This is a genomic window from Butyricimonas faecalis, from assembly GCF_003991565.1.
GTDB lineage: Bacteria > Bacteroidota > Bacteroidia > Bacteroidales > Marinifilaceae > Butyricimonas > Butyricimonas faecalis.
This window is the reverse complement of sequence record NZ_CP032819.1, coordinates 2,835,116-2,849,115: the sequence shown is the minus strand read 5'-3', so window position 1 is coordinate 2,849,115 and position 14,000 is coordinate 2,835,116. Positions and strand designations below refer to the sequence as shown.

The 14,000-nt window shown below is 40.7% G+C and carries 7 protein-coding genes; all 7 read left to right on the top strand.

What is annotated here, in order from left to right:
- Positions 1-66 precede the first annotated feature (66 nt).
- The 7 genes from D8S85_RS12330 to D8S85_RS12300 all read left to right on the top strand — a co-directional run bounded on the left by D8S85_RS12330 (position 67) and on the right by D8S85_RS12300 (position 13,996).
- On the top strand, positions 67-1,251 hold the full coding sequence (locus tag D8S85_RS12330) for a FecR family protein (protein ID WP_106480925.1): 1,185 nt from the start codon (positions 67-69) through the stop codon (positions 1,249-1,251).
- Positions 1,252-1,359: 108 nt separating this feature from the next.
- A complete protein-coding gene (locus D8S85_RS12325; RefSeq protein ID WP_240648646.1) occupies positions 1,360-4,653 on the top strand; it encodes a SusC/RagA family TonB-linked outer membrane protein in 3,294 nt (1,097 codons plus the stop codon).
- A 132-nt stretch (positions 4,654-4,785) separates the two neighbouring features.
- Entirely contained in the window at positions 4,786-6,228 is a 1,443-nt protein-coding gene (locus tag D8S85_RS12320) for a RagB/SusD family nutrient uptake outer membrane protein (RefSeq protein ID WP_127075142.1), read from the top strand.
- Positions 6,229-6,242: 14 nt separating this feature from the next.
- A complete protein-coding gene (locus D8S85_RS12315; RefSeq protein ID WP_106480922.1) occupies positions 6,243-6,941 on the top strand; it encodes a DUF4843 domain-containing protein in 699 nt (232 codons plus the stop codon).
- Positions 6,942-6,964: 23 nt separating this feature from the next.
- Complete coding sequence (locus tag D8S85_RS12310; RefSeq protein WP_158641568.1) at positions 6,965-8,593, top strand: PKD-like family lipoprotein; 1,629 nt, start codon at positions 6,965-6,967, stop codon at positions 8,591-8,593.
- 114 nt (positions 8,594-8,707) lie between these two features.
- Positions 8,708-11,392 carry a zinc-dependent metalloprotease gene (locus D8S85_RS12305; RefSeq protein WP_127075140.1) on the top strand — a complete coding sequence of 895 codons (2,685 nt, stop codon included), beginning with the start codon at positions 8,708-8,710 and terminating at the stop codon, positions 11,390-11,392.
- Positions 11,393-11,437: 45 nt separating this feature from the next.
- Positions 11,438-13,996, top strand: coding sequence for a zinc-dependent metalloprotease (locus D8S85_RS12300; protein WP_127075138.1), 2,559 nt, complete (start codon positions 11,438-11,440; stop codon positions 13,994-13,996).
- The last annotated feature ends 4 nt before the right edge of the window (positions 13,997-14,000 follow it).

Sequence of the window (14,000 nt, the reverse complement as noted above, 5' to 3'; positions counted from 1 at the left end):
CACTCATCCTTTTTTGAAATTCTGTCGTTCTGTAGGTAGAATTATAAATTTAAATTAGGACGTTTTATGATGGACTATCCGAAAGATTATAAAATATCTCGTTTGATTGCTAAAAAAGTGATCGGTACACTTTCGCCTGCTGAAGAAGAGAGATTAGAAGCGTGGCTGAAGGAGGATGTTCGGAATAGAGAATTATTTCAATATATCCTTGAAGGAAAAAATCTTTCGAGCAGAGATTTATATGCCAGGCATTTTGAGGTGGATGATTCGTGGAAGACGGTGAAAAAACAGTTGGGGTTACGAAACAAACGAAGAAGTATGTCTTTTGGGAGGATGGGTATTGCAGTTTCTATAATTTTACTTGTAGGGATTGGGTTGTATTGGGGATTTTTTAGAAAGCCTACGGAACGAGAGATTGCGCAATCGATAGCTCGTATCGAGACGGGTGGTTCCAAGGCTGTTCTGATTACTTCTTCCGGTGACGAAATTGTATTGCAAGATAGTACGAAACAATTAATAGCTTTGGGAAGCGGTATGGTAGCCAAAAATGATGGCCATCAAGTTTCTTATGAAGAGATTGTGGGGGAAAGTGGAAGAGATGTTCTTGTGTATAATACCATTCGGGTGCCATGCGGTGGAGAATATAAATTGTTTTTGTCTGATAGTACGGAGGTGTTCTTGAATTCAGATTCTGAGATACGATTTCCAGTTAAATTCGGGAAGAACAAACGGGATGTATTTTTACGTGGAGAGGCTTTTTTTATTGTTAGAAAAGATGCTTCACGTCCGTTTGTAGTGAATGCAGATGACAAAGTGTCTGTCGAGGTCTTAGGAACTCAATTTAATTTGCAGGCTTATCCGAATAAGAAAATTGTAGAAACCACGTTGAATGAAGGATTGGTGCGGGTATATGATGGAAAGCAAAGCGTGAAGATTCAGCCTGATCAACAAGTTGTATATAAAGATGGAGAACTTTTTATTCGTCGGGTAGATGCGAGCCTTTATTCTGCATGGAAGGATGGACGGTTTGTATTATTGAATAATACCTTGGAGGACATCATGATGTGCTTGGGACGTTGGTATAATATTGATATATTTTGGGTAAACCCGGAACTGAAGGAATATCACTTCTCCGGAGAGTTAGCCCGGTATGAGGATTTCACGGAAATATTGGATATGTTGGAGAAAGCTACTCGGGTGCATTTCGAAGTAAAAGGTAGAACCGTGTTCGTGAATAAAATATTCAAATAGATGTTGTTATATTGTGAAGAGCAGAAAATATTGGTACTATTTTCTGCTCTTGAGTGAGTTTTAATAACGATTAAAAGGTCAATAATTAATCATTAAGCATGTAAAAGTATGAAAAAAAATGGAATTGAAGTCTTTGGCGGAATGCAAAGATTTAAAAAGATGCGATTTATTTTTAAACGCAGCTTTCTTCTTCTATTCATGTCCCTCTTCTTCTTGCAGGTTGGTGCGAAATCTCAAGTTGTAAGATTGACAATGAATTTGGAAAACGTTACTATCGACCAAGCCATCACAAATGTGAGTCAGAAAACTGGTTATCGTTTTTTGTATCAGATGGAAGAAGTCATAAAGTATGGGAAAAGGAATTTGAGTGTGAAGAGTGCTACTTTGGAAGAGGTGTTGAACGAGTTATTGAAAGATACGCCTTTGTCTTATGTTATCCAAAATGATGTAGTCATCATCACTCCGGCTAAAGATGAAAAAGCACAGGAGAAACCCCGGCAAATCAAGGGTAAGGTGGTAGATGAGAAAAGTGTTCCGTTGCCTGGAGTTACAATTCTTATAGAGGGAACTAAACTGGGGGTTGTAACGGATGCGGATGGTAAGTTTAAAATTGAGATACCCAAAATGGATAGTACAATTTTAGTGTTCTCGTTTATTGGGATGGAAACCATCCATTATCGTTTAAGTGATGATCGGAAAAATGATGAAAAATTGATTATCAAGATGAAAGGAGACGTGGAGGAGATGGATGAGGTGGTTGTGACGGGATATGCCAACATCAGAAAAGAAAGTTTCACGGGAAATACGGTCTCTGTAAAGAAAGAGGAACTTTTAAAGGCTTCCAAAACGAATGTAATTAAAGCGTTGCAAGCATTTGATCCCTCTTTCCGTATCAAAGAAAACAACCAATGGGGATCAGACCCGAATGCCTTACCGGAAATGTATATTCGCGGTGAATCCGGTATAGGTATAAAGCAATTAGATCCGAATTACACAACTAAAGGTAATTTACAGAATAACCCGAACCTTCCGACGTTTATTATGGACGGGTTCGAGATTAGCGTGCAAAAATTATACGACTTCGACATCAATAGAATCGAGAGTATCACTATATTGAAAGATGCTGCAGCAACGGCCCTATATGGTTCGCGTGCCGCCAATGGTGTCGTGGTTATCACAACCGTAGCTCCGAAACCAGGTAAATTGAATGTTTCGTATAGCTTTACCGGTTCAGTGGTCGCTCCCGACTTGTCGGATTATGATCTTCTAAATGCGAGAGAAAAGTTGAAAGTCGAAAAGTTAGCTGGCTGCTATGACGCCGATGATGACCTGGATTTAATTGCTAAGGAAAAAGAATATAATGCGAAACTCACGAATATTGAAAAAGGTGTCGATACGTATTGGTTGTCTAAACCTCTTGAAACCATATTCAATCACAAACACAGTTTATTTGTAGAAGGAGGGGCGGAAAATGTGCGGTTTGGACTTGATCTTGGTTACAATACCAACTCGGGAGTCATGATCGGTTCTTACCGGGATAATATCGGGATTGCATTGTACGTGGACTACCGGATAGGGGAATTGCAGGTAAAAAATCAAGTAAGCTATAACTTGACTAAATCGGCCGAATCTCCATACGGTGATTTCTCAAAATATGCCTATGCCCAACCGTATGATCCTTACAAAGATAAAAACGGGAAATATCTCGAAAAATTACAAGATTATGACGGAACAAGTACGGCTACTGATTACCGGGAAAATCCCCTTTACGAATCGACATTGATGAATTACGACAAATCCGATATCGAGGAGTTCATCAACAATCTCAGTGCGAATTGGTATATAACCCAACATTTGTTGCTGAAAGGAACTTTCAGCATTACCAGAATCGTGGAACATGGAGAAAGTTTTCTTGACCCGCTCTCCAAGCGGAATTCAGAACCGTTGAGCATGACCCAACTTTATTCTGGAGAATTGAGAAAATCAAACGGGGAAGCGTTTAATTGGGACATGAACCTGTTGTTGGCTTACAATCGCACATTTGACAAACACAGCGTAAACTTTACCGTCGGGATCAATACGAAAGAAGATTACAGCAAAAGCGGTTTCGCCCTATACAAGGGCTTCCCGTCGGGTTCGTTGAATTCGCCTAATTATGCGAAAGAAATTTACGAGAAGCCCTCTCAATCAGAAGGCAAAAGCAGGTTGTTCGGAGCTATTGCTACGGTAAACTATAGTTACCGGGATATCTATCTATTCGATTTCTCAGGACGTATCGACGGGTCGTCAAAATTTGGAAGCGACCGGAAATATGCACCTTTCTGGTCTACCGGGTTCGGTATCAACATCCACAATTACGCTTTCATGGACAGCTACAAGTATATTGACGAGTTGAAAATCAGGGGTAGCTACGGGCAAACCGGAAATGTCAATTTCTCGGATTACGAGGCCAAAACGATTTACACGATGAATGATGACCAATGGTACCAGACAGGAGCCGGGGCGACATTAACGGCATTGGGGAATAAAGACCTTACTTGGGAAACGACGAACACGTTGGATGTCGGGGTTGAATTGAGCATATTGAATCGTCTTTTCTACATCAAAGCGTCCTATTACAACAAAAAGACCACTGACTGTATTAATAGCGTGACCATCCCGAGTTCCACGGGTTTCAATACGTACAAAGACAATATCGGGGAAGTAAGGAATAAGGGATACGAAATCAACTTGAGAGCGGATATTATCAGGAAACAAGATCTATACTTTGCTCTTTTCGGAAACCTCTCGCATAATCAAAACCGTTTGATGAAAATCGCCCAAAGCTTGAAAGATTACAACTCACAAGTGGACGACTATTTTAACACGAGCAATCCTTACGATGGTTCAACCAGCAAGCCTTTCACTAAATACATCGAAGGAATATCCATGAACACCATTTGGGGTGTCAAATCAATGGGGATCGATCCGTCCAATGGTAATGAAGTGTTTATCCGCCCGGACGGAACGTTAACTGACGTGTGGAATACTTCCGACCAAGTGGTGATCGGTTGTACAGATCCGGATGCGCAAGGTTCATTCGGATTCAACTTAGTCTATAAAAACTTTACCTTGTTCACGAATTTTATGTATGAATTCGGGGGACAACGTTATAACCAAACACTGGTAGATCGGGTAGAAAACGCAAATATTTACGAGGAGAATGTGGACAGAAGGGTGTTGACGAACAGATGGCAGAAAGTCGGAGACAAGGCAAAATTTAAAAAACTGGAAAGCGGCAGATCCGGTGTTACGGCAACCAACCCGACATCTCGGTTCGTGCAAGACTACAACACGGTATCTTTGAGCTCCATCTCTCTTGGTTATGATTTCACTCAACCTTGGATAAAAAAGCCAAATTGAGCATGCTACGTTTTGAGATCGGTGCAGAAGATCTCGTGAGATGGTCGTCGGTAAAAGAAGAAAGGGGTTTGAGCTATCCTTTTGCTAGAACGATAAATTTTTCATTAAAAGCCAGCTTCTAAAAGAAAAAATATGAAAGTATTGAAATTTATTACCGCTATAACTTTGTTGACCGTATTGAGTTCGTGTAACGATTGGTTGACAATAAGCCCGAAAGATCAAGTTGACGAAGAGCAGCTTTTTGAAACCGGGTTAGGATACAGAAATGCTTTGAACGGCATATATCAAAACATGGCTTCCGGAAGCATGTACGGCAGGGAGATGACATGGGGTGTACTCGATGTGTTGGCGCAATACTATGATTCTGGAGAACTCGATAATCCTTGGAAACACATGGCTGAAAAATTCAATTATGATGTCCAAGATTCAGAAACATTAATTGACAACATCTGGTCGAGAGCTTTCAATTCTATTGCGAATGCGAATAACTTATTGTCACGGATTGACGATGAAGACCCGTTAAAATTTGCGGGAGAAGAACTGGAAAAAAATGTAATCAAAGGTGAGGCGTTGGCTCTTCGGGCTTTCCTACACTTTGATATGGTACGTTTATTTGCCCCATCCAAAGATGATGGCCGTACCTATATTCCTTATTTCGAGAAATATCCATCGACTTTCGAACCAAGAACAACGGTCAACGAGGTGATGGAAAAAGTGATTCGTGACCTTAATGCGGCAAAAGATCTTGTGGCGCCGTATGACACGTTGGATTCGCGAGAAGACAAGTTACATTCATTGTACCGTTTTAACACGGCAATCGGGATGGGGGTACTAGGAGTTACAGATCTTTTTGAGGCATATAGAGGCTTTAGGATGAATTACTACGCCATTCAAGCCCTTTTAGCTCGTGCATACGCTTATATCGGGAGATACCAAGAGGCATTTGATGCTACCCAAATCGTTATCGATGCAAAAGATAAAGATCTACACAAGTTATTCCAGTTTACTTCTAAAAGCGACCTTAGTAAAAAACCAAAATTGCAAGATGATCTAATTTTTGCATTGTCAAATGAAAAACTTTTGGACAACTATCTGGAATATTATAATGGAGAGTACGTAAAGTTATATCTAGACATTTGGGATAAAGATGACCTATTCGATGATCCTGCCGATTACCGTAGGGAGTTAATCGCTGAAGTCGGATATTTTTATCAATCCGTAAAATACTCCAAAACTGCAACAGGCAACCAGCAGATAAACGAAGTCATGATACCCATGCTCCGTTTAAGCGAAATGTACTATATCCGGGCAGAATATTATGCGCATTCCAGTATGTTCGACAAGGCTACAAGTGAACTGGACATGGTACGCCGGGGACGGAATTGTACCATCGGACGCTTGGATATCAGTTCTGTATCGGAATTTAGCACGGAATTGATTAATGAAGCCAAAAGGGAATTTGTAGGAGAAGGACAATTATGGTATTATTATAAAAAACTCAATATCAAACCTGTCAGATCCATGCCGGACGATGCCTTTATCTTTCCTTTACCCAAAAGTGAAACCATTAATTAATCACGTCAAAAGATATGAAAAAGTATATTATTATATTAGGATTATTATTTGTCTTGTTTGCTTGTTCTGAGCAAGAGGCGGCACTATATGACACAGCCCATCGCCAATTATTCATTTCCACGGAGGGAAGAATGGACACGGCTTATATTTCGTTTTCGCATCATCCGGGGGAGAATACATTAAAGGTGCCCTTCATCGTGACTCTAATCGGAGAACCAGCCAAGGTTGACCTTGAATATAAAATACAAGTTATTGATTCCTTAACGACAGCCATTGTGGGGGACTACGTGTTACCCCAACCTCCTGTTTTCAAGGCGAACCGCATGCAGGACACGTTGTGGATAGAGGTTAAGAAAGAGAAGCTAGAGGAGAAATCCTACCTACTTAAGCTCACCTTGGCTGAAAATGAAAATTTTAAAGCCGGTTATTATTACCAACAAACAGCGCAACTTCGTTATGACAATATGATAAGTTGCCCTTTATGGTGGGATAATACCATCGTTGAAATGTATTTAGGGACATTCTCCCCGGAGAAATACACTGCCTTTATAAAAGTAACGGACGAAACCACCCTAGAAGGTAAGGAACCGTGGGAGATGCGGCTATTAGCACTAGAACTCAAAAACGCCATTGCGGCTTCGCTTGCCGATAATGATCCGGACAATGACATAACGGAAGCTGGAGGAGCCCCAATGATAATCCCTTGCTATTAATTTTAAATTAAAAGACCATGAAGATGAAATATAATATATTTTCACTCATCATTATAGTGCTGTTTTTCACCAATTGCTATGATGACAAAGGAAGTAATTCTTACCACGATATCAATACTATAGAAATCGGAGAATTTCCCAATTTTGAAAATAACATAACCATAGGGGATGTACTGGATATAAAACCGGAATTAACATTTAGCAGCGGTGTTGAGACAGAGAATTTGACTTACACGTGGACTTATTGTGGTAAAACACGCCCGGAGTGGAATAAAAAAGATTTCCACTGGGTCACGGACACGATTGCATTAGGACAACTTGCTTTACGCATTACCGATCCTAATACGGGGGTTACCTACATTCAATCCAAAACGTATGAGGTGTATAGTAAATTTAATGCCTATGGGTGGATTATACTGGGAGATAAAGACCAAAAATCTTACCTGACATTCATAAAAGAGTCAATAGAAGAAAATGAAACCGGGGAGGAGGTTTGGGCTGACATCGTGTATGAAGACGTGTATAAACAACAAAATAATAGTGAGTTAGGCTCTATACCAATTAAAATACATGAACACTTCTGTAATACATACGGCAACAGTAACTTAGTTGGTAATATTATGATTGTGCAACAAGGGGGACAAGGCATGGTTGATTTGGATGGTTTTGCATTCCAAAAAGAGATCACAATTGACGAGGCGTTCGCCAACAATGCCTTGCCAGCTGATTTCAAACCGATCAATACCATGTCCATGAAAAGAGTCGACTTGATAGAAAATTATGATGGGAAAATATTTTCTCGGGTAAAACCCAATGATCAATTGTTTCATTCAAGCAGCTATTTACAAACACCGGTTACTTTAGACGGAGAAGAATTGCATGCTCATATCCATCTATCGACATTCGTCTATTGTGGTTTTGCAACCCTCCATGATTTTGAAAATAACCGACTGGTTTTGGTCTTGGATCAAACCATCAATAATGGATTGACAAATGTAAACAAACCTCTAGTAATGCCCGGTAAACCTTCGGACGATATTGAGTCGGTTCCAGCAGATTGGGTACCTCTGGATAATCTAGGAGATAATGAATTAATCCATTTAGGATATTATCGTCCCGATCCCTATGATGCATACTCATCCCAGTGTGTTGGGTTCTTCATGATTTTAAAAGATAAAGATGGGAAATACTGGACACAAGATTTTATCATAAATCGGGATTGGAATATTTCAGATGTCTACTTAAATAACTGTAAACGTAATGAAATTGATTTAGCCCCGTATATAAACTCCAATAGCGTGATATATACTTTGCCTTACGGGGAAGAATCAGATTACGTACTTATATCCAAGGATAAGGAACTCTACTTGTATTGCAGAAATTCCCCTAAAGATGGCATTAAACCTTATTATACCTGCTCCGGCAATGTCACGGCAATAAATGCGGAAAAATATAGACACAGGCATGCGGGGATTGGTATGGATAATGGACAATTTATTATTCTGAATATGAAAGATGGTAAAAATTTAACAAACGAAGAAAAATTGATATGGAAGACTCCCGAAGAAACGAATCTTGGCAAAATCGTTGATGTCCGCTTTAAAGTAGGAAGTGGAAACGAGTGGAGTTGGTCTAATGCGAATAAAAAATAGAGAATATAAAAATGCCAAAAGGAATACGGATACTATCAAGTACCTGTATTTCTTTCAATAAAATTCATAAATCCCTAGGATGGGATGTTATTGTATGTTTAAATCAAAATATTTATGAAAATCAGAGTTTTAATTATTCTGGTGGCTTTGCTTTGCGTGCCGTTCACTTCGGAGGCTAGGAAAAAGTCCAAGAAAAAAGATGCAAAAGTCGAAGAGAAGACAGAAAGCAAGTACGAAAAATTATTCAAGGGAAAGCAGTGTACAACAGTGAAAGGGATGATTATCCTTCACAAGATGGATCAAAAAGTATACATGGAATTTCCATTATCTTTGATGGAGAGAGAAATGCTTTTGGGTGCAACCGTGTCTGAAATCAGTGACAATTCCAATGCGCTGGTGGGACAGAAAAACAATCCTTTGGTACACATCAAATTTTCATTAGCAGATAGTGCTGTTCAAATAAAAGAGGTGAGCAATGAACGCAAGACGCAAATGATTTCGGACACAAAAGATCCAAACGTGAAAGCTGCTATGGCGAAAGGAAATTTTGCTCCCGTGATTGATGCTTACAAAATAGAAGCTTATTCTCCGGATAGTACAGCCGTCGTGTTTGATGTCACCAAGTTTTTCGTGGGCAATAACAGTTGGCTGCAACCTTTTGATCCGTATAGCCAAAGAACTTATTACGGGATGGCAGCTAGATTTGTAAAATACCAAAAAGACCTTTCTTACGTCGATGAAATCAAAGCTTTCGAGGACAATATATCCATCACTTCGAGTTTGTCTTATTTGCAAGATATTATTTATATGGGAATAGTAATGTTTGCTCACAACGAACCGGTTACGGCAAAAGTAAACTGTTCTTTGGTTTTGCTCCCCGAAAAGCCAAGTATGCGCCCGAGAATAGCCGACCCCCGGGTGGGGTATTTCTTCGGTTACAAAAGTAATGTCAGTACCACGCAAGACGGTATAAAAAATATATACTTTATCAACCGATGGGACGTGCAACCGAAGGACGTGGAGGCCTACAAGAAGGGAGAATTGGTGGAACCCGTAAAGCCGATCGTGTTCTACGTGGATAACGCTTTCCCTGAGGAATGGAAAGAACCGATTCGCCAAGGTATTTTGGAATGGAACAAGGCTTTTGAAAAAATCGGTTTCAAAAATGTGATGGTAGCTAAAGATTTTCCGACAAACGACCCGGAATTCGACCCGGATAATATTAAATATAATTGTGTTCGTTACTGCCCGATTGGGATGGCTAACGCACAAGGTCCTTCATGGGTAGATCCGAGAAACAACGAGATTATCAATGCTAGTGTGTTGGTTTATCACGACGTGATTCAACTGGTAAATAGTATGCGTTTCGTGCAAACGGCACAATTGGATGAACGCGTAAGAACACCCAAATTACCGGAAGACGTAGTGAAAGAAAGCATGCGTTACATTATTGCCCACGAGATCGGGCACACGTTGGGTTTGACGCATAATATGGCAGCCTCTGCCGCTATTCCTGTTGAGAAGTATCGGGATGCGGAATTTATGGCAAAATATGGGACAACGATGTCTATTATGGACTATGCGCGTTATAATTATATAGCACAACCCGGAGATAAAGGAGTTAAATTAACCCCCCCCGACTTGGGCGTGTATGACTATTACGCTATCGAATACGGGTATAAACCGATTCTTGAAGCAAATACTACCGCGGAAGAAATTCCGGTATTAAGAAAATTCGTTAGCGATAAAGCTGGGGACCCGAAGTACCGCTACGGGAAACAACAAGTGTATTACGGTGTATTCGACCCTTCATCCATGACGGAGGACTTGAGTGATGATCCAGTAAAAGCTGGGGAGTACGGTATCAAGAACTTGAAATATATTTTGGCACATATGAATGAATGGTTGGATGATAAAGATCATGATTACACCTACCGCCAAAGTATTTACAATGATATGGTGACCCAATACACCCGTTACTTGACAAATGCTCAGACGAATATAGGGGGATTCTATATCAACGAACATTACGTGGGAGATCCTTACGCTACATGTAAGGTTGTTCCCAAGGAAATCCAGAAGCGTTCGCTGGCATTCATCATGAAAGAACTGAAGAACCTAGAATGGATCGATGACATTAACGTGGTTAAAAATCTTGAATTTGGCGGTTCAACGGCAAGACTCATGCTGAAAGAATTTAGCGGAACATTATTGAACACGAAACGCATATCACTGGCTGCCTACCGTGAACCGGACGTTGCTTACACGCCGAGAGAATATCTTGATGATTTGTATAGCTACGTGTGGGAATCCGCTATCAAAGGAAGAACCCCCATGGCATCGGAAATGTTATTGCAAACAGTTTTCCTTGAAACCTTGCTTAAAGAAGCTGATCCACTAACCGAAAAAATGTTTCAATCGGACTATTTTTTACTTAGGAGTAATCCCATACCGGAGATTCCAACATTCGCCAAAATAAAGATGCCTGTTTATGAAGCTATGCAAATGATGAATTCTTTGAGCCAAAACTCGGCATTACATGCGAATACGACTGAAAAGAATTTCTTGAATTTCAAACGTGACAATGATTTTAGGCAAGCATTAAATGAAACATTCGGTTTTAATTACATCATGTACGTGGAGAATATATCCAATGACAACCAAAAACATTTATTGCATCGGATGGTAAGCCGAATTCATAACACGCTAAAAGCGAATAAAAATACGGGGACCTACGAATCCAAAGCTCATTATAACTATTTGTTATCATTAATCGAGGATTTTCTCAGAGATAAGTAATAAATTACAAGTGACAGCATAAATTAAAAAAATTAAATCAGTATTATGACGAAAGGGTTCATTATATTCATCTCTTCTCTTTTTCTACTCGTGACGGCATTACCCGATGATAGTTTCGGTGGGAACAGGAAAAGAAAGAATAAAGACAAGACAGAAGAAGCAACCCGGGAAAGCAAATATGATAAATTGTTCAAGCAGGAAAAATTTGTTACCCGTAAAGGGGTATTTACCCTTCATAAAACAGATAAAAAGCTCTATTTTGAAATCCCGTTGACGCTTCTAAATCGAGAATTTTTGCTTGGTTCCACGATCAAGGAAACAAGCGACAACGGTTATTCGCTTGTGGGACAAAAGCCACAAGAGCCTCTGCACTTGGCCTTTGCCCGCAGGGATTCCTCTATCCAATTGCTTCAAATCACGCAACCGTGGGGAGTGATTCCGAAGTATTCGGATAGCCGGGAAGATGAACTGAAACAATCCATCCGGAAAAGTTCTATCTCGCCGATTATCAAAACGTACGAAATAAAAGCATTCAATAACGACAGTACAGCCGTGGTTATTGACATGACAGATCTATTTTTGAGTGATGACGAGCGCGTTTCGCCTTTTGACCCGTACGGGATAAAAGCCGAATACGGGAGAGTTAAATTATCACCGGAATACCAGCAGGAGTTGTCGTTTATCGATGACATTAAAGCGTTCGAGGATAATGTGTCGATCATCTCCTCTTTGAATTACACGATTGCAAGCCAAGAGAATAAAGAGGTTAAGTTGCCTGTAACGATAAAAGTTAATCGCTCTATCATTCTGTTACCGGACGAGGAGCATATGATGAGGAGTAGGATTTCGGATCCCCGGATCGGATTTTTTACTACCGTGAAACAGAATATCAGTGTAAAGCGGGATGGCTCAAAATACGTTTATTTCATGAATCGCTGGAACGTGCAGCCGAAGGATATGGAGGCATACAAGCGGGGTGAATTGGTCGAGCCGGTGAAACCCATTGTGTTCTACATCGACAATACATTTCCGGCTGAATGGAAAAAAGCAATCCATGCGGGAGTCTTGGAATGGAATGCCGCTTTCGAGAAAATCGGTTTTAAAAACGTGATGCAGGCAAAAGATTTCCCGATGGATGACCCGGAATTTGACCCGGACAACCTGAAATATTCGTGCATCCGTTATGCGCCTATCGATGTGGCTAACGGGATGGGGCCCTCGTGGACAGACCCTCGTACCGGGGAGATTATCAACGCTTCCGTGTATATTTACCACGATGTCATCAAGCTCGTGAACGATATGCGTTTCGTGCAAACCGCACAAGTAAATGAAAGAGTGCGCACGAAAAAGTTGCCACAAGACATATTGGATGAAAGCCTTAACTATGTTATCGCTCACGAGGTGGGACATTGTTTGGGGTTGATGCATAACATGGGAGCCTCTTCATCCTATCCGGTAGATTCGCTTCGTTCCGCTTCGTTCACGCAAAAATACGGTACCACTCCTTCCATTATGGACTATGCCCGTAATAATTACATTGCTCAACCCGGAGATAAAGGTTTGCGATTGACGCCTCCCAATATCGGGGTTTATGACTTTTATGCCATAAAAATAGGTTATCAACCCATTCCCGAGGCAAAAACAGCGGAAGAAGAGAATGCTATCGTGCGAGGCTGGATTGCCGAGAAAGCCGGTGACCCGATGTTCCGTTACGGGAAGCAACAGCTCCAAGCCGTGTATGACCCTAGTGCATTGATGGAAGATTTGGGGGATGATGCGGTGAAGGCAGGAGAGTACGGTATCAAAAACTTGAAGTACATTCTCGAACATGTGAACGAGTGGATGGACAAGGAAGACCCGAATTTTGATTACCGGATAAATATTTATGGAGAAATTGTCAATCAATGTTTCGGTTATCTCTATAATGCACTGATGAATATAGGTGGTTTTTACTTGAATGAACACGAGGTAAACGATCCTCGCCCCTCGTTCGCAGTTGTTCCCAAGGAGAAGCAAAAACAATCGCTTAGGTTTCTGATTAAAAATTTGCAACAACTGGAATGGTTGGATAATCCCCAAGTAACAGAAAACTTAAGAGTAAGTTCTCCTCGTTCGGAGAGGCTCGTGAAGAATTTTGCAGCAGCTTTACTTGTCAACACGAAAAAAATATCCTTAGGCGAGTACCGTGATCCGAACTCCTACTCATCCCAAGAATACCTGAACGACCTGCATGCTCTCGTGTGGGAACCGACAATCAAGGGGAAAAACCTTTCTGCTATTGACATGCTTTTGCAGAAAACGATATTGTCTTCCCTCTTGAATTCATTATTACCTGTTAACTGGACGGTGAAAAGACCTCCTATTGCGGAGAAACCCATGTTGCGTCGTACTTGCAGTTGCGGAGAACACATGGCATCGGGATTCGAGTTCCAATACCCGGTCTATAACATTGCTCATGATAACACGAAGTACCTGTATTTTTCACTACTTGACCGCATTGAAAAAACGGTAAAAAGTAAACGGGCAACCGGTAATTTTAATACGCGGGCACATCACGCTTATTTGTTGGAAATGATCGAAGATTTCAGAAATAGGAAGGAATAAATGC